The sequence below is a fragment of the Phenylobacterium aquaticum genome (assembly GCF_022695515.1).
GTDB lineage: Bacteria > Pseudomonadota > Alphaproteobacteria > Caulobacterales > Caulobacteraceae > Phenylobacterium > Phenylobacterium aquaticum.
Genome location: NZ_JALDPT010000011.1, coordinates 62988 through 84156, shown reverse-complemented (window position 1 = coordinate 84156; position 21169 = coordinate 62988). Strand labels below are relative to the sequence as shown.

Here is a 21169-nt window from a genome sequence, read left to right as displayed (position 1 = left end):
ATCCTCATCGACGCATCCCAAGCGCCCTCGATGCCCTGGTCCGTCGGACCCTGTCAAACCTTGTCGCCGCGGGCGCGCCTAGCGGATCGTCGCCTGGGCGATCGCCGCCGCCGCCGTCACCACGCCGCCAGCGATCAGGCTCAGGCGAATTTTCTCGCCATACCGATCCCACCATTTGGCGCGCGCACGGGCTTCTTCGCGTTGGCGACGCTTCGACTTCTTTCGGAACGGGCTCTTCAACATCAACCAGCCCGTGCAAGACCTTGGCCAGATCCCCAAGGCGGCTTGTCCCGATCTGGCGCCGCCTTGGCGCCGCCGGGTCTAGCCGTGGCGGGTGACCAGGAGATCGCCTAGGCGCGTCCAGTTCAGGGTCGAATGCAGTTGCGCATAGATGGCCGCCAGCCAGCCCTGACGGCGCAGGGTCAAGATCACTTCATCGGGCAGGGCGCGGAACTTCGCCTCATCGATCGAGGCGAAGCCCGCCATCTTGATGGACCCGCCATCGGGCATCGCCACCTCGGCGGCGCGCGCATCCAGCACCCCGCAGGCGATCAGGACCTCGATAAAGGGCGAGGTCGCCAGATCCGCCGCATGCACCGAGCGGCAGAAGTTGAAGGCCTTTTCCAGCATCGGGGTGGGCTCTTCGCCGCGAAACAGCGGCAGGCCGCCTTCGGGCACCAGCACCCGGGGATGGTCGTCGATGCAAAGCTGCACGCCTTCGCCGTCGCCATATTCGGACAGGATGAAGGGATAGCGACGCACATAGGCGGGGATATAGGCGCCGGGCATCCAGTCGCCCTTGCGATCGACGAACAGGTTCTCATCGTCGCGCAGCCCGACGATCGCCACGGGCCGCACCCCGCCTTCGATCGTAAAGGCGATGGGATAGCTCAGCGCCGCGAGCGGAATCTCGGACAGGGTGATGGGCACCGCGTTGGTCTGCGCGGCGAATCCGTAGTCGAGCTGTTCGCTTAGGCCGGCCTGACCGTGGGCCTGCGGATGCAGCGCCACCGGATTTTCGTAGAACAATGGTCGCATTTTGCGGTTATTGGCTCCCCCAAGCCAGCCCGCGTTCCCTCAGGGCTCGGACAATCATTAGTAAATCATGGGTTAAGCCGATTTGCGAGCCTGGACTGGTGAGGGTTTCGCTCGAAAACCAGGTTGCGGACGGCGCGCCTCCCCAGTTTGAGGCGGACCTGCAACTCAGAAGCGTGATCCTGTAAAGCTAAGGCTGTAGGGCAGGTCTCCGCCCGATGTCCTCTCACGAGATCGACCCCCTCTGCGCCTGATGCCGCTCAGCCTCGCCCTTCGCCGCCGCTTCCGGGCCCCTTGGGGCGGTCCGCTGCGCCCGATCCAGGGCATGAGGGTTGCAGCCTCGAGGGCATGTTCATGATCTCGCCCCAGATTGCGACAGATGCGCCGGCCGACGCCGCGCGCGCCTTGAGCTTCGCCGGCTCATTCGGCTGGTTTCACCCCGCGACCCAGGGGCTGATGCGCAAGGTGGGCGTGGTCATCGTCCCGGGCCTGGGCCGCGACGCGCGCTGCGGACACAAGCCCCTGCGGCTCTTGGCCGAAAGCCTGGCCGATCTCGGCTTCCCCGTCCTGCGGTATGATCACCTGGGCGAGGGCGATAGTCTGCCGCTGGGCGAGGGCGATGAAGCCCTGGCGGCCTGGACCCAGGGCGTGGCTTCGGCGGCCAAGGTCTTGCGGGACGCCTCCGGCGTCGACGAGGTCGTCTTGGTGGGCCTCAGGTTCGGCGCGACCTTGGCGGCCCTGGCCCAGGCCGAGGCGCGGGGCCTCGTCCTCCTGGCGCCCGTCATCCTGGGCCGCCGCTGGCTTCGTGAACTGAAGGTGGCCGCGGCCGTCGGTCGGACCTCAAGCCTTGACCCGGCGGACGCCTTCGAGGCCGAGGGGCTCAGTCTCGCGGCCGACACCCAGGCGCGGATCTCCGCCATCGACCTGACCGCGGTGAATGCGACGGCGCCAAAGGTTCTGATGGTCGCCCAGACCGAGGCGTCAGACCTGCTGGGCGAACACTTGAAGGCGCTCGGCGCGGAGGTCACACGCTCCGACTTCCCCGGCTATGAAGCCCTGTTCGAAGACGCCCACAGCAATCTGCCGCCGGCGGAGGTGTTTGGGCGCGTCGCCGCCTGGCTGGACGCGAACTATCCGGACCTCAAGGCGAAGCCATCGGCGGCGCCCGCCGCCCCGGCGGCCCTGGTCGGGACGGACTTCCGGGAAGAGGCGGTGCGCTTCGGCCCCGACCTTGCCGGGGTGATCTGCAGGCCGACGGCGGTTGAACCCTCGCGGCGCGCCGCGATCATCTGCAATACGGGCGGCGACCCGCGCGCCGGGATCGGCGGGTTTTCCGCCGCCGCGGCGCGTCTGCTGGCGGGCCAGGGCGTCGCCACCCTGCGCTTTGATTTCGCGGGCCTGGGCGACAGTCCCTCCGTCGGTCCCGTGCATGTCTACGAGACCTCGCGCACGGCCGACCTCGACGCCGCGATCATTCTGATGCAGGCGCAAGGCGCCGAAGAGATCATCCTGATCGGGGCCTGCGCGGGCGGCTATCATGCCCTGCATTACGCCTGCCGCGATCCCCGGGTCGGCGGCATGTTCGTGATCAACGCCGCCAAGATGATCTGGCGGCCCGGCGACTCGCTGGCCATCGACAAGCGCGATCAGGGAAAGTCGACGGAGGCCTATAAGCAGGGGGTCGGGCGTCCCGAAACCTGGCTCAGACTGCTGCGCGGTCAGGTGGATGTGGTCGCGGTCGCCAGGACCCTGCTCAGCCGCCTGGCCTCGCGGTGGCGTAAGCGCGCCAATCCCGAGGCCGAGCAATTGCGCGCCGACATGGCCGCCTTCGCCGCCCGGGGCGGGCGGGCCCACCTGCTGATGGGGGTGGAAGATCCCTCCCTCGACGAGGTGGTGACCTATTTCGGCCCCGCCGGCCGGGACTGGCGCGCCCACGAAGGGCTCACCTTGAGCATCCGCCAGGGGCTCGATCACAGCCTGGCGCGACGCTTCAGCCGCAAGACCGCGCTCGCGGAACTGGCGGCGTTCTTCCAGGCCTGATCGCGGCCGCCTATCCGCGGGCGGTCCGGCCTGAGAAGGCGGCGGCCAGGGACCGGGCGGCGGGTTTCGGCCGCAGGTCCGCGTCGAAGGGCAGGGGGCGGACCGGCGCATGGTCGGGCCGGGGCGCGAAGTCCGTCTTGGAGGTGTAGCGGTCTGACAGCCCCCAGGTGACCACGATCTGGGTCGCGGGCTCGGCCAGCACTGTGCGCAGGAACCGGGCATAGATGTCGGCGACCACCCGATCGCGCTGGGCGATGTCGCCCAGGATATTCTGGTCGTTGACGTCCAGCTCGGTGACATAGATGGCCAGGCCCAGGCTCGCGACCTCGCGCAGAAACGCCGCCAGCCCCGCCCCGAAGGCCGGCGGATGGTCGCCAAGCAGGTGGCCCTGCAGCGCCAACGCATGCAGGGGGACGCCGCGGGCCTTTAAACCCCTCAGCAGGTCCAGCATCGTGCCGCGCTTTTCGACCATCCAGCCGATGTCGTCATATTCCAGCCCATAGTCGGCGATGGCCAGGCGGGCGTTGGGATCGGCGGCGTGGGCGGCGCGGAGCGCGATCTCCAGATAGCCGGGGCCCAGCGCCTCGAACCAGGGCGACTTGCGCAGGCCGTCCGGGCGGCGGTCGTTGCGCTCCACCGGCTCATTGATCACGTCCCAGGACACGACGCGCCCGGCATAGCGCCGCACGACGGTCGTGATGTGGTCGACCAGCAGGGCGCGAGGATCGCCGCTCCTCAGCTGATGGATCGCCCAGTCGGGGATCGCCTCGTGCCAAACGAGCGTATGGCCGTGCATGGGGGCCCGCGCCCGACGCGCGAAGGCGGCGACCCGGTCGGCGGCGGCGAAATCGAAATGGTCGCGGTCGGGCCGCAACGCATTCCACTTCAGCGCATTCTCCGCGGTGATCAGGTCGCACTGATCCAGCACCAGGGACGCGAAGGCGGGATCGGACTCGACGGTCTGAGGCTCGATCGCCGTCCCGTAGCGCAGGCCGGCGCGCTGGGCCAAGGCCGCTAGCCGCAGGGGCTGGGCCAGGGCCGGCGTCGCCAGTGCCAACGGCAGGCCGGCGGCGACAGCGCGGCGGGTGAGGGGCGTCTGGGCTCCCGGCCTCGAACGGGTCATGTCAAACGGCCCGGATCTGTCCCGAACAAGGGATCGATCTCATCGGCGCCCATGCGGTCAAAGTCTGCGGGCGCTGAGATTTGGCCGCCGAGGAAGCCCAGGCGGCGCACTTGGGTGGGCTCCGGCGCATTGAGGGCGACCACCTTCACCAGGGGCTTGCCGGCCTTGGCCACGATGAACGGCTCGCCCCGCGCGGCCTCTTCCACCAGCTTCGACAGGTGGGTCTTGGCCTCCTGGAGATCGATGGTGCGCATGGTGCCTCCAGCCGACTTGGTCCATCTAACTTAGTTTGCTCGGCGAGGGCCGGAAAGCGGGCGGTGCGGCGGAGATCTGCAAGGCGCATCACCGATCCGCCGGCGAAGGGCGACCGGACTAAAGCCTGGAATAGATGAAGCGCGGGATGTGGAAGACGCGCTTGTTGAGGATCGCGCCGATGATCTCGCCGCCGGCGCTTTCGGTGCGCTCGATCAGGCGGCGCGCCACGGAGGCGCGGGTGACCTCGGCCTCGACGACCAGCAGGCTCATATCGGCCAGACCCGCCAGCTCGATGCCGGCCGAGGAGCGTTGCAGGGGCGGGGAGTCGATCAGCACCAGGTCGAAATTGGCCCGGGCGTTCTCGATCACCTGACCCCAGCGGTCCTCCGACACCATCATGCCGCCGCCCGATCGGGGCCGAGACATAGAGGCTGGAATTGTCGACCTGGAAGGTGCGGGCCTCGGCGCCGACGCCCAGCACGGCGTGGCCCCGATAGGCCAGGACATTGGCCGCGCCTTCGTTCAGCTGCGGTTCGACGTCGATCAGGAGCACCTTGCGGGCCTCGTGGCTCGCGGCGATGGCGGCGATGTCCAGGGTGAGGCTGGAGACGCCTTCGCCGCTGGAGGAGCCGATCAGCTGCAGGACCCGGCCGCCGGCTGGGCGGGTGGTCCACAACAGCCGCAGAATCAGGCGCGCGTCGTCAGGCGTCAGGAACCGCGGCGACAGCCGGCCGCCCTTGAGCCGGGCCGGCGGATCGCGGTTGGCGCTCCAGTTCACAGCCAGCAGGGCGGGGATGGAGAGCTTCTCCTCGACGTCATGGGTCGTCACCATGATTTCGGCGAGCGCCTGGGAGATGATCACCGTGGCGAAGGCCGCCGCCAGGCCGAGGCCCAGGCCCGCGGCCAGCAGGATCATCCGGCCGCTCTTGCCCTTCAGCGGCGGATCGGCCGACTGGATCACCCGCACATTGGCGCGGCTGCGCGACATGGCGTTCTCGAGGCTGGCGTTCTCGGCGGTCTTGGCGAGGTCCTGATAGACGCCTTCGACCACGTCGCGGGCCCGCTGCAGTTCGCGATATTCCGGCCCGATGCGGACCAGTTCGTCGAGGCGGGCGTTGGTCGCCGCCAGCGAGGCCTGCAGGGCGCGCCGCCCGCTGCGTAGGCCGGCGAGTTCGCCCTCGGAATCGGCATAGGCGCTGTCGAGCTGTTGGCGCACGGGGTTCAGGCCATGGTGCTCGGCCGCGGTCTGGGAAGTCGGCGCCTGGCGGATCTGGGCCTGCAGGGCGGCGATCTTGGCGTCAAGGTCGGCGATCAGCGGATAGCCGTCGCGGAACTTCGCCGCCGCCTCCCGCCGTTGGGCCTGGAGGGCGATCAGGCTGGTGGTCAGCGCATCGAGCTGGGCCGAGCGGGCGGTGTCGGTCGACAGCGGCACGACCGAGGGCGTGGTCTCCAGCCGGCGGCTGAGTTGGGAGGTGCGGCCCGCCCGGGCGGCGATCTGCTGGTCGGTGGCCTGGAGCTGGGCCTGAAGCGCGGCCTGCTGGCCCTGCACGGCGGCGAATTCGGCGTTGTAGTCGCCGAAATTGTGCTCGGTCGCGAAGGCGGTGAGCTGGCTCTCTAGCTGGTCGAGACGCTGGCTCAGCCCGTCGCGCTGGGCGCTGACCGAGGAGGCGTCGGCGCGCTTGAACACCTCGCGGCGGCGATCGACATAGAGGGCGACCAGCCTATTCAGCAGATCGGCCGAGACCTGGCGGTCGGCGTTGCGCAGGCTCATCTCGATGACGTTCGACTGCGGAATATTGTCGATCGTCAGGTCCTTCTCCAGGCGGTCGGCGGCCTGTTCCAGTCCGTTGGGCGCGGCGGCGAAGCCTGGATAGGCGCGGGCGAGACCGATCTCCTTGATCGCCTCGATGTGCAGGCTGCGGGCCGACAGGATCTCCATCTCGGCGTGGACGATCTGGGCGCGGTCAAAGCTCTGGCTGGAGCCGGGATCGCTGGCCGAGCCCTTGAAGACATAGTCACCGCCCAGCAGGATCAAGAGGCGCGACTGGGCCACATAGACCGGGTGCGCCATCAGGGCGGCCACGAAGGCCAGGATGACCGGGATCATCAGGGCCAGCATGGCCTGGCGGCGATAGTAGAAGACCGGCGTCAGGAGATCGCGCAGCGTCAGCGGCGACTGGATGCGCCGGCGCGGCGCCTCCGTCGCAACAGGCGTCTGGTCGATGACAGCGGTACTCATCGGGTGCGCAGGGCGGCCGGTTAACAGCGCCGGGGCGCCAGGGGCTGAAGTAGGTTGGAAGTCTAAGGATTTGTCCTTAACAAATGCCTGAAGGGGCCCACGCCAACCCTTTGCTAACCCTAGGCTGGCAAGACGTTCGGGAAGCTCGCGCCCGAATTCTCGGCGCGCGGGTCCTCTCGGAGACCGGCATGCCCGCTGGGCGATTATTCCCAGTCCTGCTCGCCCTGACGCTCGGCGCCTGCGCCGGCGATCCCGACCTGCCGCGCTCCTATCCCCAGCCAGGCCTGTTCGGGAGCGGCCATCACGAAAGCCGCCGCCGCGAGACGGCGCCTCCGGCCGCCTATGCCGCTCAGGCCGCGCCCGCCGGCCCAGCCCAGGTCTATTACCAGCCGCGCGGCCAGGCTCCTGCGCCGGTCTATCCGCCGGTCGCGCAATCGGCCTACCCGCGCCAGTACGCCCCGCAATACGCGCCTCAGGGCGCCCCGCAATATGCGCCCCAGACCGCGCCTCAGGCCGCCCAACCTTATTCGCCGCAGATCCAGCCGGCCTATCCCCAGGCCCCCGCGCCCTATCCGTCGGGCGTCTACGCGCCCCAGCCCCAGGCTCAGCCTCAGCCGGTCTACGCGCCGCCTGCCGCCCAGACCCGGTGGGGCGGGACCTATGCCGACTGGACGGCGGACGACTATCGCTATCGCCTGGGTCCCGGAGACGAGCTCGCCCTGCGCTTCCTGATCAATCCGGACCTCAACGGCCAGGTGATCATCGGCCCGGACGGGCGCGGCATCTTCCCGTTGGTCAGCGGGGTCAAGGTCGCCGACCTCACGGTCGAACAGGCCAATCAGGTGCTCACCGAGGCCTATGCCCAGGTGCTGCGCGCGCCCCAGGTCGAGGTGCTGGTCAACAGCTATGGCTCGGCCCAGGTGTTCGTGGGCGGCGAGGTCAAGGAGCCCGGCGTCAAGCCGGTCAAGGGCCAGCTCACCCCGGCCCAGGCGGTGATGACCGCTGGCGGCGCGCTGTCCACCGCCCGCACCGGCCGCGTCGTGGTGATCCGCCAGCGCCCCGGCGGCCGCATCCTGATGAAGGACATTGATCTCAAGGCCTATCTGGCCGGCGGCGGCGCCACGGGCGACGGCTTCGCCGTCCTACCGGGCGATCTGGTCTTCGTGCCGCGCAGCAAGATCTCCGAGGTCGACCTGTTCGTGGAGCAGTACATCAAGGGCGTGCTGCCGTTCAGCCCGAGCTTCGGCTACAGCATCAACCGCGGACGGACCTATTGAGGTCGCTTCGGGGGAATAGGTCGCCGTGTCGCGATATCTGACCTCGGCGGTCGAGCAGGCCCTGTGGTCGCTGCTCAATCTCGGGGTCAATCTGCTGCTGATCCGGGTGGCGGCGCCGGACCAGTATGGGGCCTTCTCGTTCTGGGCCAATATCGGCTTCGTCCTGGCCAGCCTGCAGAACGCTCTGACCGTGCCCCATATCCAGGTGCTGGCGCCGGGACCGGGAACCTCGCCCGAGCGCCTGGCGGTCGAACGCCTCATGCATGCGGTGACGGTGGTGTTCCTGGGTCTTGTGGCCGCGGGCGTCCTGGCCGCAGCCCTGGTGTTCCGGGCCAAGGGCTCCGACTATGGCGCCCCGGCCGCGGCCCTGTTCGTGCCGGCCTTCCTGTTGCAGCAATATGTGCGGCTGCTCGCCTTCTCGCGGGGCTTCCCGCGCACGGCGCTCATCCAGACCGCCTGGGTGTTGGTGTTGGGCGTCGCCCTTGTCGGCGGCGCGGCGCTGCTGGAGCGAAAGCCTTCGGCCGACGAGATCCTGGTCATGCTGGCGCTCGCCTATGGGCTGGTCGGTCTGGTCGGGGCGGGGCTCGCGACCCGCGGCCAGGGGGTGAAGGTCAGCTGGCCGGCCCTGAAACCCTATCGCGGCTATGCGGCCAATTCCGGCTGGCTGTTCCTGGGCGTGACCACCACCGAGCTCCTGGCCCGGTTCTCGGCCTTCGCGGTGGCCGGCGCGCTGGGCGCGGCCGCGCTCGCCTCACTGTCGGCGAGCCAGCTGCTGCTGCGGCCCCTGCCGCTGCTGGCCTCGTCCTGGAGCCTGGTCGCGCGCGGCGACCTGGTGCGCCGACGCGAGGCCGGCGACATTTCGGGCTTTGGCCGCATCCTGATGATCGCCATCGTCCCCGGCCTGGTCATCGCGCTCGGCTGGTCGTTCCTGGTGTCCGAGAGCTGGGACTGGATCTGCGGCCTGATGTTCAAGGGCAAATACGCCGGTGACGGCGAACTGGTCCTGCTCTGGGGCGTCGCCTCGGCGCTCAGCCTCAGCCAGGTGGTGGCCTCCACCGGCCTGCAGATCCTGCGCGCCTATCGCGATCTGGCGCTCGCCAACACCATCGCCGCCCTTGCGGCGGCGGGCGGCGTGCTGCTCTTCCTGCACCGCTTTGGCGTCGCTGGGGCGATCGGCGGAGCGGCGGTGGGGCAGGGGGTCGAGGTTGCGCTCATGACCGGCCTCTTGATGCGTCGCCTGCGGATGGAGCGGGCGGAGCGCGACGACTGAGGACGCCTCGCGGCGCGCCGCGGCCCGCGTCCGAAGCCTGTCTTGAGATGGGGGCAGGGTCCGTGCATTAGGAAGCCCGGAGGTGCGCCGCATGAGGCAATTGGCCAAATTTGGAATTGAGATCCGCGAGACGGATTTCGTGTTGCGGCTGACCGATGACAACGGCGAGGTCACCGAGTTTTCCAGCTCCGCCGAGCAGCTGGACCAGATGATCGACGTCTTCAATGACCTGATGGCGGAAGACGAAGAGGACGATTGAGCGTCGCGCGTCGAGGGCCTTTGCGCCTTTTCTGGATCGCCAAAGGGCGGGGCTGGGCAAGTTCGGCGATGACCGGCGTCAAACGATCGGCAGCAGCTTGACCTCCGCGTGATTGGGGCATTTATTGGCAGAGTTAGTGCCATAAGATGTCGGGCTCGACCGACCGCTCGGGAGCCCGCGTCATGTCCTTCACCTCGCCCTCCGAACCCCAGTTCCCCGGCAAGATCGGCCGCACGGTCGCCGAGTCCCAGCCGTTCTGGCCGGATGGTCGGGCGCCGAAGGGCGCGCCCAACGTGGTGCTGATCGTGCTGGACGACACCGGCTTCGCCCATCTGGGCTGCTATGGCTCGACCATCGAGACGCCGAACATCGACCGGCTGGCGGCCGAGGGGCTGCGCTATACGGGCTTCCACACCACGGCCCTCTGCTCGTCGTCCCGCGCCTGCCTGCTGACCGGGCGCAACCACCATGCGGTGGGCGTGCGGGCGGTGTCGAACATGGACACCGGCTATCCGAACATGCGCGGCGCGATCACGCCGGCGGCGGCGACCATCGCCGAGGTGCTGCGCGACAATGGCTTCGGCACCTTCGCGGCGGGCAAGTGGCACCTGGCGCCCATGGCGGAGGCGACGGCCGCCGGCCCGTTCAAGAACTGGCCCCTGCAGAAGGGCTTCGACCGGTTCTACGGCTTCCTGCAGGGCGAGACCGATCAGTTCCACCCCGAGCTCACCTGCGACAACCACTTCATCGACCAGCCCAAGACCCCGGAGGAGGGCTATCACGTCTCCGAGGACCTGGTGGACCAGTCGATCGCCTGGGTCCGCGACCAGACCTCGCTGGTGCCCGAGCGCCCCTTCTTCCTCTATCTGGCCTTCGGCGCGATGCATGCGCCGCACCAGGCGCCCCAGGCCTATCTCGACAAGTACCGCGGCAAGTTCGACGCCGGCTGGGACGTGGCCCGCGAGGCCTGGTTCGCGCGCCAGAAGGCGATGGGCGTGATCCCGGCCGACACCCAGCTCGCGCCGCGCAATCCCGGGGTCGAGCCCTGGGACGCCCTGAACGACAAGCAGCAGCGGTTCGCCGCCCGCCTGCAGGAGGCCTTCGCCGCCATGCTGGATCACACCGACGACCAGATCGGCCGGCTCGCGGCCTATCTGGAGGAGATTGGCCGGCTGGACGACACCCTGTTCCTGCTGGTCTCCGACAATGGCGCCAGCCAGGAAGGCGGACCGCTCGGCGTCCTCGATGAAATGAAATATTTCAACATGATGGCCGAAAACCTTGATGAGGCGGTCGAGCGCCTGGACGACATCGGCGGCCCCAACAGCCACTGCAACATCCCCTGGGGGTGGGCCCAGGCCGGCAATACCCCGCTCAAATGGTACAAGCAGAACACCCACGGCGGCGGCGTGCGCGATCCGCTGATCGTCCGCTGGCCCAAGGGGGTGAAGGGGGCGGGCGAGACCCGCACCCAGTTCTGTCACGCCGTCGATATCGCCCCCACGATCCTCGAGGCCGTCGGCCTCAAGCCGCCCGCCGAAGTGGGCGGCGTCGCCCAGATTCCGATGCATGGAGCGAGCCTGGCGCCGACCTTCGTCGATGCGGCCGCGCCGGTCGCCCGCAGCGTCCAGTATTTCGAGATGGGCGGCCACCGGGGGCTCTGGAAGGACGGCTGGAAGGCCGTGACCCACCACACCTCCGGCGTGCCCCTGGATCAGGACGACTGGGAACTTTACCACCTCGACCAGGATTTCTCGGAGACCAACAACCTGGCCGCCGCCGAGCCGGAGCGCCTGAAGGCCCTGGTGGCCGAATGGTGGACTGAGGCCGAGAAGAACGGGGTCCTGCCAATCGACGACCGCGGCGCCTTCGAACTGTTCCGCGCCTCGCGCCGGCCCGGCATGCCCACCAGCCGCCGGCAGTTCGTCTATCACCCGCCGATCTCCCACATCGTCTCCGACGCCTGTCCGCCCGTCTTCCGCGGCTGGCGCATGACGGTGGACCTGGAGCAGGCGGGACCTTGCGATGGCGCCCTGATCTCGCGGGGCAGCCTGAACAGCGGCTATGTCCTCTATCTCCAGGACGGCCGGCCGGTGTTCGACCACAACGCCTTCCATGACCACACCATCGTCCGCGGCGACCGCGCGGTCGGGCCCGGACGTCATCAGCTGGAGGTCGAGGTGGCCCGCCAGGCGAACGGGTCGGGCGTGGTGACCCTGCGCCTCGACGGCCAGGACATCGGGTCGGGCGTCATCCCGCGCCTGCTGATCATGATTTCCAGCCTGGGCATGGATTTCGGCCGCAGCCCGCGTCCGGTATGCTCCGACTACGCGCCGCCCTTCGTCTATCCGGGGACCATTCACAGCGTGGTCTTCGACCTGCCGCCCGTGCCGCCGGAGCTGGGGCGGATCGCCGATCAGGCGGAAGTCAACGCGGCCCTGTCACGGCAATAGAGCTGCAGCCGGCGTCAGGCCTCGGCCTGGCGTCGGCGCAGGTCGAGCTCGACGCCGAGCAGCAGGATCAGGAAGCCGAACACCGAGTTGCCGGCGAAATAGCTGCTCTCGGTGACATTGTGGCCGATCAGGATCAGCGGCAGCAGGGCCTGGTAGACCGCATAGGGCCGGCGCGCCTGCAGCCCAGGGTCGGTGGCGGTGAGCGCCTGGCGCAGCGCGGCCAGCGCCCCAAACACCCAGCGGAAGAGCAGCGCCAGCGCGCCGGCCAGGCCGATGGCGCCGGTGGTCACCAGGATGTCGAGATAGCCGTTGTGCGCCTCATTGGTCGGGCTGTCCGGCTGGGCGAACCACTCGTCGGTCTGCAGGCTGGGCTGGATCATCGGATCGATGTCCCAGAAGGAGCCATAGCCCAGGCCGCGCCAGGGATGGTGGCGCCATTCGCCGATCACGAACCGCCACACGTCGGTGCGCTGGGTGAAGGTCACGCCGCGAATGGGGGCCAGCGGATCCAGGGCCTCGACCCCGCACCAGGCCAGATAGAAGAACACCGTCCCGATCACGAGGCCGATCCCCGCCGCGATCAGGCTGCGGAAAGTGCGCGGGCCCCGGCTCATCACCCACAGGAACACCGGGGTGAAGGCGAACACGCCCACATAGATGCCCAGGCTGGTCTTGGAGAGCGAGGCGACCAGCAGGGCGAAGCCGCCGGCCAGGACCGCCAGCCAGAAGGCGCGGCCGGACCAGGACTTCTGGGTCGCCAGATAGGGCCAGCAGATCAGGCCGCAGATCAGCATGACCGCGCCGAGCGTATTCTTGTGGTTATGGATGGCGGCCAGCCCCAGCTCGCTCATCGAGACCTTGTAGCGGAAGATCCAGGAGAACAGGTCGATCCCGATCATGATGGCGCAGGTCCAGGCCATCACCGTGTGCAGCCGCCGACCGTCCGGCTGGCTGAGGCTCACCGCCAGGCAGATGATCAGCTCGATGACATAGATGAACAGGCGCCGCTGCGAGGCGCTGGGATCTAAGGCCCACAGGCTGGTGGCGGCGAACCACCCATAGAGGGCGATGACCGGCGCCAGCGTGATCAGCGCCTGGGGCAGGGCCTGGCGGCGCAGCCACAGGATCGGCGCCGACAGGGCGGCCAGCACGATCCAGGAATAGCGGTTGACCGAATTCATCACCCGGCCGCCGGTGTTGGCGTCGATCACCGCCTCGTGGACATAAGGAGTCGAGCCGATGAACAGGTAGAGCAGGGTGGCCATGAGCGCCAATCCGCCCAGCCGGCCGATCCAGCGCTCGGAAAAGGCGTCGCGTTCGGCCCGGCGCTCGGCGTCCAGGCGAGACCAGGCCGCCAGCCGACCGCTGGGCGAGGCCAGGTCAGACGCCACGGGGGCGCAAACCGAGGCGTATGGCCACGACATCCCTCAGGCCGAGGCCCAGCCCGACCATGCCGTGGACCAGATAGCGCCGCCACAGGCGCTTGGGCTCCTTGACCAGGCGATAGAGCCAGACGAGGCCGGAATGCTCCATCCAGTCCGGCGCCGGATCCGATCCGCCGGTGATGACATTGATCGAGCTGCCGATACACAGGCCGATGCCCGTGCTGCGGCCGTCGGCGATGACGTGCTGGCAGAACTTCTCCGACTGGGGCGGGCCCATGGCGACGAACACGAAGCGCGCGGGATGGGCGGCGACGAACTCGACGGCGGCCTTCACGGCCTCCGGCATATGGATGAAGCCCATGGGCGGGATGTGATGGGCGACGTTTCTCAGGCCGAACTGGACCTTGAGCTTGTCGACCACCTCAGGCGTCGCGCCCACGATCGAGATGGCGTCGTCGGGGCCGATCAGGTCCTTGAACATCCGGTCGACCACATAGGCGCCGGGCGCGAACTTCAGATCGATCCCGGCCAGCAGCGCGGCGCGGCCGATGATCCGGCTGTCATTGGTGCTGATCCAGCAGGTGTCGCCGCAATCGCGGAACAGCGTGTCCTTCCGGCGCAGGAAGGCGTGCTCGGCGTTGGGGGTGACGAAGGCGACAAAGGGCGCAGTCGCGGGACGCGCCGCCAGCGCCGCCACGGTCTCCTCGACGCTCAACGGCGTGAAGCGCAGGCCGGCGAACCGGACCTCGGGCCAGGCGGCCGCGCGATCGATTGAACCGCTTGTCAACAGGTTCTCCAATATAGCCTGCGTCCTTGGAAAGCCGCGGACACGTTCCCCATGAGCCACAGCATCAGTTTACGTCCGGTTCTCGGCGGGGGGCGCGACGTGCGTCTTGAGCTCGCCGGCAAGCGCGTCCTCGACGTCGCCGTCTCCGGCCTGCTGCTGATCGTGCTGTCGCCGCTGCTGGCCCTGATCGCGCTCCTGGTGGTCACCACCTCGCCCGGTCCCCTCTTCTATGTCTGTCATTGGGTGGGGCAGGGGGAACGGCGGTTTTCGGGCCTGAAGTTCCGCACCATGGTCCCCAACGCCGATGCGCTCGAGGCCCAGCTGGCCGCCCAGAACGAGATGAACGGCCCGGCCTTCAAGATGACCAATGACCCGCGGGTGACCCCGCTTGGCCGGGTCCTGCGCCGCTACAGCCTCGATGAATTGCCCCAGCTGTGGAACGTGCTGATCGGCGACATCAGCCTGGTCGGCCCCCGCGCGCCGCGGGAGCACGAATATGCGCAGTTCACCGAGTTCCAGAAGCAGAAGCTGTCGGTGAAGCCCGGCATCACCTGCCTGTGGCAGGTCGAGGGCCGCCATCGGATCAGCGACTATGACCGCTGGGTGGAGATGGACCTCGACTATATCCGCCGCTGGAGCCTGTGGCTCGACCTGCAGATCCTGGCCAAGACCGCCTTGGTCGTCGCCAAGGGGACCGGCGTATGAGCGCGCCCATCGTGATCAGCGTCGTGGTGCTGAGCTATGACCGCGTGCACCTTCTGGAACGCGCCCTGACCGCGGGCCTGGCGCAGGAAGCCCCCGCGGGCGGCGGCTTCGAATTCATTGTGGTCGACAATCACCCGGACCGCCTGGCCGAGGGGCTGGTCACCCGGCTGGCGGCGACGAGCCTTGTGCCGCTCACCTATCTCAGCGATCCGCGCCGCAATATCTCGGTGGTGCGCAACAAGGGGATCGCGGCGGCCAAGGGGACTTATGTCGCCTTCTTCGACGACGACGAGGCGCCGGACGACCGCTGGCTCTATGAACTGCACGCCTGTCTGGAGCGCACGGGCGCCGATGTCGCCTTCGGCCCCAAGCTGCCGCTGTTCGAATCCGGCAAGGCGCCCGACTGGGACCCGGAGGCCTGGCTCTATACCCTCGACTTCCGGATGCCGGCCGACGCGCCGATCCAGATGTTCGGCAGGCTGCGGCGCAAGGGCAAGGGCCTCGGCAGCGGCAACGCCGCCTTCCGGGTCGCCACCTGCTTCAATACGCCCGAACCCTTCTCGGTGGCCTTTGGCGACGCCAATGGCGAGGACACCCAGCTGCTGTTCCGCCTGGCCCTGGCGGACCGCAAGTTCGTCTGGTGCCCCACCGCCATCGTCCGCGAGTTCATCGAGACCGAGCGGACCAATCCCAACTATATGGTCACGCGCATGAAGCGCGGCTCCCAGCACTACGCCGCCTCGCGGATCAACACCTCCGACACGCCGAAGGTCACCCAACTGAAGGTCGCGGCGCTCGGCCTGGCGCAGTTCAGCGTCCATGCCGGCCTGTTCCTGCTGAGCGGCGAGTTCCTGGGCCGCCGCCGTTTCGATCACCGCATCGGCATGGCCAAGGGCCTGGGCAAGCTGACCTATCGCGCTCCGATCGGCTTCATCGAGGAGAAGGCGGCGTGAGCCGGCCCGACGTCTCAATCGTCGTCGCCACTTATAATCGCCCGGCCCTGCTGCGGGAGACGCTGGTCTCCTGCCTGAGCCAGCGTAACGCGCTCGGCCTGTCGCTGGAGCTGGTGGTGATCGACAACCACCCGTCCCTGAACGGCGAGCCGGTGGTGGCGGAGCTGGCGGCGACGGCGCCGTTTCCCGTGCGCTATGCGCCCGAGGGCACGCGCAACATGTCCACCCTGCGCAATCGCGGCTTTGCGGAAGCTAAGGGGCGGTTCGTGGCCTTCATCGACGATGACGAGGTCGCCGACCCCGACTGGCTCGACGAACTGGTCGGCGCGGCCCGCGCCCGCGACGCCGAGATCGCGGTCGGCCCCCGGCTGGCGATCTTCGAGGCGGGCCATCCGCCGGCCTATGATCCGCAGGGCGCCCAGTTCGCGCGCGACCTGCACCTGCCCGACCACGCCCTGATCGACCTCGTCGCGCCCTCGGGCAAGCCGCGCTACGGGCTCGGCACCGGCAATTCGCTGTTCGACATGGATCTCTGCTTCCCGAACGGCGAGGCGCCCATGCGCGTCGAGTTCGGCGACGCCGGCGGCGAGGACGCCGAACTGTTCGTCCGCCTGCACCGGGAGGGTCGCCGTATCGTCTGGGCGGCCAGGGCGCGCGTCACCGAAACCGTGCCCGTCCATCGCACCGAGGTCGCCTACCGGCTGATCCGCACCCGGCGCGAGACCCAGCACTATGTCAGCATCTATATCGACGGCGCCCGGCACAAGCGGCTGGCCTGGGCGATCCTGACCGCCAAGGGTCTGGTCCAGGTCGTGGCCGGCGCCGTCCTCGCCACCCTCCTGTGCGAATTTGGGTCAACCACCCGGGCGCGGGGCCGTCTCACTATGGCCCATGGCCTTGGCAAGCTTTCGTGGAAAAATCCCGTGGGCTACATCCAGGAGCCGAGCAATCCCGCCTGAACGCCATATTTTCGCGTTCTGGTAGGCAAAGTAATACTTTGATAACTTTGATTTTTGCTGAAACTACTGTTGGCGTAAGCATTGCTACACTCGAATGACATAGCATGAAGCTAAGTTAATCGGGGTTAAGATGTTCCAACGGCTAGAAATCGCGAACGACGCGACACCCGTCCCGGCCCGGGGCGAAATCAAACTCTATGGCGACGGCGCGGCGCTGTCGGACTTCGCCAAGCTCTATGCGGACGGCGTGGTGTCCGGCTTCACGACCAATCCCAGCCTGATGCGTCGGGCAGGCGTGACGGACTATGAGTCCTACGCCCGCGAACTGATCGCCATGGTTCCGGACATGCCGATCTCCTTCGAGGTTATCGCCGACGAGTTCCGGAAATGCAGCGCCAGGCCGAGCGGATCGCCGCCTGGGGCCCGAACGTCTATATCAAGATCCCGATCACCAATACGCGCGGCCAGTCGAGCCTGCCCCTGGTGAAGACGCTGTCGCGCAAGGGCGTGAAGCTGAACGTCACCGCGATCCTGACCCTGGAGCAGGTGGCCGGCACGGTCGAGGCGCTCGACCCCAAGACCCCCGCGGTCATCTCGATCTTCGCCGGCCGCATCGCCGACACCGGGATCGACCCGATGCCGATCATGCGCGCCGCCGTCGCCATGGCCGCCCGCCGTCCGCTGGCGGAAGTGCTCTGGGCCTCGACCCGCGAAGTGCTCAACGTCCATCAGGCCCGCGAGTGCGGCTGCCAGATCATCACCGCGACCTCGGATATTCTGAAGAAGCTGGATCTGGCCGGTAAGGACCTGGCCGAGCTCTCTCTGGAGACCGTGGCGATGTTCGACACGGACGCCAAGGCGGCCGGCTACAGCCTGTAAGACGGATCGGCGCGCAAGATGAAAGCTCTGGTCCTGGCCGCCGGCCTCGGGAGCCGGATCCGCGGCGTGGCGGGCGACAAGCCCAAGCCCCTGCTGCGGTTCGGCGACCGATCGATCCTGGCGCATAATCTGCGCTGGCTGGCGGCGTCGGGCGTCACCGAGGTGTGGATCAATCTGCACTACGGCGCCCAGATGATCCGCGAGGAGATCGGCGACGGCGCGGCGTTCCGCCTGCGCATCCGCTATGTCTATGAGCCGGAGCTGCTGGGCACCGCCGGCGCGCTTGGCAATATCGCCGAGGCGCTCACCGAGACCATGCTGGTCGTCTATGGCGACAGCGTCGTGCGCTTCGACCTCGCCGCCCTGCTGGCCGCCCACCGCGGCGCGGGCGCGGAGGCGACCGTCGCCCTGTTCGACCAGGAGCGGCACTTCAACACCGGGATCGCCGGCGGTCGGGTTCGCATCGACGCTGAGGGCGCCATCACCGAGTTCGTGGAGGGCGTCAACGCCGGCGCGCTCTCCAGCCTGGTCAATGCCGGGGTCTATGCCGTTGAGCCCGCGATTCTGGACCTGATCCCCCAAGGCGCCTTCGCCGATTTTGGCCGCGACGTGTTCCCCGCCATGCTGGCCGGACATCGCCCCTTGCGCGGCCATGTGCTGGACGCTCAGGGCTATTGCCTGGGCCTCGATACGCCCGAGAGCTACGCCGCCGGCCAGAAGCTCTTGGCCGAAGGCCGGCTGGCCGCGGCATGAGCCTGCGCCCCGCCATCTTCCTGGACCGCGACGGGGTCCTGAACGAGATTGTCACGCGCGATGGCAAGCCGGCCTCGCCGCGCACACCGAACGAGCTGGTGATCGTCGCCGACGCCCCGGCCGCGCTCGCCGCCTTCCGCGAGATGGGCTTTTCCCTGTTCGTGGTCACCAATCAGCCGGATGTCCGCCGCGGCCTGATGACCGACGCCGCGCTCGACGCCATTCACGCCAAGCTGACCGCCACCCTCGCCGTGGACGAGGTCGCCGCCTGCCGGCACGACAACGCCGACGCCTGCGCCTGTCGCAAGCCCCGGCCGGGCCTCCTCCTGGATCTCGCCGCCCGGCACGGGATCGACCTGTCGCGCTCCTGGATGATCGGCGACCAGGATCGCGACATCGCCTGCGGACAGGCGGCCGGCTGCGCCACCGTCCTCATCGCCCGACCCTACAATTCCGGCGCCCGCGCCGGCGCGACCTGCACCCTCGAAAGCTTGTCGCAAGCAATCCCTGCTATCGCCAAGACCTGCGCCCCAGCCTCACGAATGGACACCGCCCGTGTTTACTGAACACTTCTTCGACGCCGCCCAGCGCGCCCTGGCCGCTATCGACCCCAACGCCGTCGAGGCCATGGCCGAGGCGCTCGCCAAGGTGCGCGATCGCGAAGGCCGGCTGTTCCTGATCGGGGTCGGCGGCAGCGCCGGCCACGCCAGCCACGCGACCAATGATTTCCGCAAGATCTGCGGCTTCGAGGCCTATTGCCCGACCGACAATGTCTCCGAGCTCACCGCCCGGATCAATGACGAGGGGTGGGAAGGCAGCTTCTCGGCCTGGCTGGAAGGCAGCCGCCTGCGCGCCGCCGACGGCCTCTTGATCTTCTCGGTGGGCGGCGGCAGCGTCTCGCCGCCGGTCTCGGCCAATATCGTCCGCGCCATCCAGCTCGCCAAGGCCGCGGCGCCACGGTCACCGGCATCGTCGGCCGCAGCGGCGGCTATACGGCCGAGGCCGCTGACGCCTGTGTGGTCATTCCCACCGTCGACGCCGAACTGATCACTCCCCTGGTCGAGGGCCTGGCGGCGGTGGTCTGGCACGGCCTGGTCTCGCACCCGAAGCTCGCCATGAACAAGGGCCACTGGGAACAGCTGGCCGCCGGGACCAAGACGGCGCCCGGCGATCCTGCCGCATCGGTCGCGGCGGAGTAGGGGCCCATGATCTCCACCCGCACCCCGCTGCGCGTGACCCTGGGCGGGGGCGGCACGGATCTGGAAAGCTATTACCGCCATGGCGGCGGCTTCATCTTCGCCATGGGCCTGGACAAGTATATCCACATCGCCGCCCACCGGCCGGCCTTCCAGAGCGGGGTGGTGCTGCACGGCCCCGAGGCCGAGACGTGCGAGCGCGCGGCCGACCTGAAGCATGAGCTGGTCCGCGCCGCGCTTCTGGCGCACGGCTTCGAGGACCGCTTCGAGGCCGCCTCCATCGGCGACATCGCCGGCGGCACGGGCCTGGGCTCGTCGAGCTGCTTCCTGGTGGGGTTCCTCAACGCGCTGCACGCGCTCAAGGGCCAGACACCGGACCGCCAGGCCCTGGCCGAAGAAGCCTGCCGCATCGAGATCGAGACGTTGGCCAAGGGCATCGGCAAGCAGGACCAGTACATGGCCGCCTTCGGCGGTCTGACGACCCTCGACATCGCGCCGGACGGCACGGTCAAGGTCGAGGCGGTGAAGCTCGCCCCTGACCTCGAGGCCGCCTTCGTCCGCCACACCCACATCTACTACACCGGCCTGCGCCGGGACGCCGCCGTGATCCTCAACGACCAGAACAGCGCCATGCTGTCGGATCCGTCCGGATCGCGCGACGCGGTCGCCGAAAGCCTGGGGGCGATCAAGACCCTGGGCTACCGGATCCGTGACGCCTGGGTGGCCGGCGACCTGGAGGGCTGGGGCCATATGCTCCACGAGCACTGGGTCTCGAAGAAGAAGATGTCGTCCAAGATCAGCTGGCCGCACATCGACCAGCTCTATGATCATGTGCGCGCCAACTACGGCGTCCTGGGCGGCAAGGTGATCGGCGCCGGCGGCGGCGGCTTCCTGATGCTGTTCGACCCCAGCGACGGGACGAAGCTCGAGGCCTATATGGCCAGCCAGAACATGCCCCGGCTCAACTACCGGATCGACCGCGCCGGGGCCCAGGTCCTGGGCGCGCGGACCGAGATGATGACCGCCGCATGAGCCCCGCCCGCCTGATCACCGATCTCGGCGATCTCTTTCCCGCCACGGCGGTCGCCGCCGTGGTCTTCGGCTGGTGCTGGGCCAAGCTCGACCGGCTCATGGCGATGAGCTTTGCGGTCTGCTTCATGGGCGCGGTTGTTGTCGACACCGTGCTGAAGTTCGGCGCCGCCCAGATGTTTCCCTATCCGGACGGGCTGTCGCTGTTCCAGTTGTCGAGCGGCGCGCCCAGCGGACACGCGGCCCTGGCGACCATGGTCTATGGCGCGGCGATCGTCCTGTTTGCGGGGACGTGCCGGGGCGTCGCGGCGATCGCGGGCGTGCTCTTCTCGGTCCTGGCTCTGGCGGCCGTGCTGGTCACCCGGGTCACGCTGCACACCCACACGGTCGCGGATGTCGCGGCAGGCGTAGCCGTCGCCGGTCTGTTCGTCCTGGTGTTCGACCAGGTGCGCCGTCGCCGCGATCATCCCCGCGGCGATGGGGCGCCTGTCTTGCTGGCCGGCATGGTCGTGGTCGGCGTCTTCGCCCTGATCTCCGGCGTGCGCATCTCCAGCACGATGTTCCTGTGAGCA

The 21169-nt window shown here is 68.5% G+C and carries 23 protein-coding genes; 16 read left to right on the top strand and 7 right to left on the bottom strand.

Annotated features, from left to right (window positions below; genetic code table 11):
• Positions 1-78: 78 nt before the first annotated feature.
• Positions 79-243, bottom strand: coding sequence for a hypothetical protein (locus MQH10_RS10220; RefSeq protein ID WP_242563954.1), 165 nt, complete (start codon positions 241-243; stop codon positions 79-81).
• 78 nt (positions 244-321) lie between these two features.
• The gene (locus tag MQH10_RS10215) at positions 322-1029 is read right to left on the bottom strand and encodes a SapC family protein (RefSeq protein ID WP_242563953.1); all 708 of its coding nucleotides are present in this window, start codon (positions 1027-1029) and stop codon (positions 322-324) included.
• A gap of 360 nt (positions 1030-1389) precedes the next feature.
• Between MQH10_RS10215 and MQH10_RS10210 the strand changes: the two genes are divergently transcribed.
• Positions 1390-3075 (top strand): alpha/beta fold hydrolase, encoded by a 1686-nt coding sequence (locus MQH10_RS10210; RefSeq protein WP_242563952.1) that lies wholly within the window; start codon positions 1390-1392, stop codon positions 3073-3075.
• Between the two features lie 10 nt (positions 3076-3085).
• Here the strand turns inward: MQH10_RS10210 and MQH10_RS10205 are convergent, their stop codons facing one another.
• Genes MQH10_RS10205 through MQH10_RS10195 form a run of 3 tightly spaced genes read right to left on the bottom strand, consistent with a single transcriptional unit; the run spans position 3086 to position 6692 of the window.
• Positions 3086-4198 carry an endo-1,4-beta-xylanase gene (locus MQH10_RS10205; RefSeq protein ID WP_242563951.1) on the bottom strand — a complete coding sequence of 371 codons (1113 nt, stop codon included), beginning with the start codon at positions 4196-4198 and terminating at the stop codon, positions 3086-3088.
• Positions 4195-4452, bottom strand: a complete 258-nt coding sequence (locus tag MQH10_RS10200; protein WP_242563950.1) for a type II toxin-antitoxin system Phd/YefM family antitoxin — start codon at positions 4450-4452, stop codon at positions 4195-4197. The genes MQH10_RS10205 and MQH10_RS10200 overlap by 4 nt, the downstream gene beginning before the upstream one ends.
• Complete coding sequence (locus MQH10_RS10195) at positions 4344-6692, bottom strand: GumC family protein (RefSeq protein ID WP_242563949.1); 2349 nt, start codon at positions 6690-6692, stop codon at positions 4344-4346. The genes MQH10_RS10200 and MQH10_RS10195 overlap by 109 nt, the downstream gene beginning before the upstream one ends.
• Positions 6693-6880: 188 nt before the next feature.
• Between MQH10_RS10195 and MQH10_RS10190 the strand changes: the two genes are divergently transcribed.
• The 4 genes from MQH10_RS10190 (at position 6881) to MQH10_RS10175 (ending at position 11951) form a co-directional block, all read left to right on the top strand.
• Entirely contained in the window at positions 6881-7969 is a 1089-nt protein-coding gene (locus tag MQH10_RS10190; RefSeq protein WP_242563948.1) for a polysaccharide biosynthesis/export family protein, read from the top strand.
• Positions 7970-7994: 25 nt separating this feature from the next.
• Entirely contained in the window at positions 7995-9239 is a 1245-nt protein-coding gene (locus MQH10_RS10185; RefSeq protein WP_242563947.1) for a hypothetical protein, read from the top strand.
• Between the two features lie 82 nt (positions 9240-9321).
• On the top strand, positions 9322-9498 hold the full coding sequence (locus MQH10_RS10180; protein ID WP_242563946.1) for a hypothetical protein: 177 nt from the start codon (positions 9322-9324) through the stop codon (positions 9496-9498).
• Positions 9499-9680: 182 nt separating this feature from the next.
• The gene (locus MQH10_RS10175; protein WP_242563945.1) at positions 9681-11951 is read left to right on the top strand and encodes an arylsulfatase; all 2271 of its coding nucleotides are present in this window, start codon (positions 9681-9683) and stop codon (positions 11949-11951) included.
• 14 nt (positions 11952-11965) lie between these two features.
• Here MQH10_RS10175 and MQH10_RS10170 read toward each other — a convergent pair whose 3' ends face one another.
• Positions 11966-13342: an O-antigen ligase family protein gene (locus MQH10_RS10170; RefSeq protein WP_242563944.1), complete on the bottom strand. Its 1377-nt coding sequence runs from the start codon at positions 13340-13342 to the stop codon at positions 11966-11968.
• Positions 13332-14123: a WecB/TagA/CpsF family glycosyltransferase gene (locus MQH10_RS10165; RefSeq protein WP_242563943.1), complete on the bottom strand. Its 792-nt coding sequence runs from the start codon at positions 14121-14123 to the stop codon at positions 13332-13334. The genes MQH10_RS10170 and MQH10_RS10165 overlap by 11 nt, the downstream gene beginning before the upstream one ends.
• 99 nt (positions 14124-14222) lie before the next feature.
• On the opposite strand from MQH10_RS10165, the gene MQH10_RS10160 reads away from it, so the two are divergent.
• From MQH10_RS10160 to MQH10_RS10110, 11 genes are all read left to right on the top strand, one after another.
• Entirely contained in the window at positions 14223-14828 is a 606-nt protein-coding gene (locus MQH10_RS10160) for a sugar transferase (RefSeq protein WP_242563942.1), read from the top strand.
• Positions 14825-15781, top strand: a complete 957-nt coding sequence (locus MQH10_RS10155) for a glycosyltransferase family 2 protein (RefSeq protein ID WP_242563941.1) — start codon at positions 14825-14827, stop codon at positions 15779-15781. The genes MQH10_RS10160 and MQH10_RS10155 overlap by 4 nt, the downstream gene beginning before the upstream one ends.
• Positions 15778-16740: a glycosyltransferase family 2 protein gene (locus MQH10_RS10150; RefSeq protein WP_242563940.1), complete on the top strand. Its 963-nt coding sequence runs from the start codon at positions 15778-15780 to the stop codon at positions 16738-16740. The genes MQH10_RS10155 and MQH10_RS10150 overlap by 4 nt, the downstream gene beginning before the upstream one ends.
• Positions 16741-16870: 130 nt before the next feature.
• Positions 16871-17227 carry a beta/alpha barrel domain-containing protein gene (locus MQH10_RS10145; RefSeq protein WP_242563939.1) on the top strand — a complete coding sequence of 119 codons (357 nt, stop codon included), beginning with the start codon at positions 16871-16873 and terminating at the stop codon, positions 17225-17227.
• The gene (locus tag MQH10_RS10140; protein ID WP_242563938.1) at positions 17128-17619 is read left to right on the top strand and encodes a transaldolase family protein; all 492 of its coding nucleotides are present in this window, start codon (positions 17128-17130) and stop codon (positions 17617-17619) included. Before MQH10_RS10145 ends, MQH10_RS10140 begins: the two co-directional genes overlap by 100 nt.
• 18 nt (positions 17620-17637) lie before the next feature.
• Positions 17638-18372, top strand: a complete 735-nt coding sequence (locus tag MQH10_RS10135) for a nucleotidyltransferase family protein (protein WP_242563937.1) — start codon at positions 17638-17640, stop codon at positions 18370-18372.
• Positions 18369-18938: a D-glycero-alpha-D-manno-heptose-1,7-bisphosphate 7-phosphatase gene (locus MQH10_RS10130; RefSeq protein WP_242563936.1), complete on the top strand. Its 570-nt coding sequence runs from the start codon at positions 18369-18371 to the stop codon at positions 18936-18938. The genes MQH10_RS10135 and MQH10_RS10130 overlap by 4 nt, the downstream gene beginning before the upstream one ends.
• Positions 18928-19419 (top strand): phosphoheptose isomerase family protein, encoded by a 492-nt coding sequence (locus MQH10_RS10125; protein WP_242563935.1) that lies wholly within the window; start codon positions 18928-18930, stop codon positions 19417-19419. Before MQH10_RS10130 ends, MQH10_RS10125 begins: the two co-directional genes overlap by 11 nt.
• Positions 19389-19571 carry a hypothetical protein gene (locus MQH10_RS10120; protein ID WP_242563934.1) on the top strand — a complete coding sequence of 61 codons (183 nt, stop codon included), beginning with the start codon at positions 19389-19391 and terminating at the stop codon, positions 19569-19571. Before MQH10_RS10125 ends, MQH10_RS10120 begins: the two co-directional genes overlap by 31 nt.
• A gap of 6 nt (positions 19572-19577) precedes the next feature.
• Positions 19578-20600, top strand: coding sequence for a GHMP family kinase ATP-binding protein (locus MQH10_RS10115; RefSeq protein ID WP_242563933.1), 1023 nt, complete (start codon positions 19578-19580; stop codon positions 20598-20600).
• Positions 20597-21166 carry a phosphatase PAP2 family protein gene (locus tag MQH10_RS10110; RefSeq protein ID WP_242563932.1) on the top strand — a complete coding sequence of 190 codons (570 nt, stop codon included), beginning with the start codon at positions 20597-20599 and terminating at the stop codon, positions 21164-21166. Before MQH10_RS10115 ends, MQH10_RS10110 begins: the two co-directional genes overlap by 4 nt.
• Positions 21167-21169: the final 3 nt, after the last annotated feature.

Coding starts and splice junctions, on each gene's coding strand:
- MQH10_RS10220 (WP_242563954.1), bottom strand. CDS start 243: ATGTTGAAGAGCCCGTTCCGAAAGAAGTCGAAGCGTCGCCAACGCGAA.
- MQH10_RS10210 (WP_242563952.1), top strand. CDS start 1,390: ATGATCTCGCCCCAGATTGCGACAGATGCGCCGGCCGACGCCGCGCGC.
- MQH10_RS10205 (WP_242563951.1), bottom strand. CDS start 4,198: ATGACCCGTTCGAGGCCGGGAGCCCAGACGCCCCTCACCCGCCGCGCT.
- MQH10_RS10200 (WP_242563950.1), bottom strand. CDS start 4,452: ATGCGCACCATCGATCTCCAGGAGGCCAAGACCCACCTGTCGAAGCTG.
- MQH10_RS10195 (WP_242563949.1), bottom strand. CDS start 6,692: ATGAGTACCGCTGTCATCGACCAGACGCCTGTTGCGACGGAGGCGCCG.
- MQH10_RS10190 (WP_242563948.1), top strand. CDS start 6,881: ATGCCCGCTGGGCGATTATTCCCAGTCCTGCTCGCCCTGACGCTCGGC.
- MQH10_RS10175 (WP_242563945.1), top strand. CDS start 9,681: ATGTCCTTCACCTCGCCCTCCGAACCCCAGTTCCCCGGCAAGATCGGC.
- MQH10_RS10155 (WP_242563941.1), top strand. CDS start 14,825: ATGAGCGCGCCCATCGTGATCAGCGTCGTGGTGCTGAGCTATGACCGC.
- MQH10_RS10145 (WP_242563939.1), top strand. CDS start 16,871: ATGTTCCAACGGCTAGAAATCGCGAACGACGCGACACCCGTCCCGGCC.
- MQH10_RS10140 (WP_242563938.1), top strand. CDS start 17,128: ATGCAGCGCCAGGCCGAGCGGATCGCCGCCTGGGGCCCGAACGTCTAT.
- MQH10_RS10135 (WP_242563937.1), top strand. CDS start 17,638: ATGAAAGCTCTGGTCCTGGCCGCCGGCCTCGGGAGCCGGATCCGCGGC.
- MQH10_RS10130 (WP_242563936.1), top strand. CDS start 18,369: ATGAGCCTGCGCCCCGCCATCTTCCTGGACCGCGACGGGGTCCTGAAC.
- MQH10_RS10115 (WP_242563933.1), top strand. CDS start 19,578: ATGATCTCCACCCGCACCCCGCTGCGCGTGACCCTGGGCGGGGGCGGC.
- MQH10_RS10110 (WP_242563932.1), top strand. CDS start 20,597: ATGAGCCCCGCCCGCCTGATCACCGATCTCGGCGATCTCTTTCCCGCC.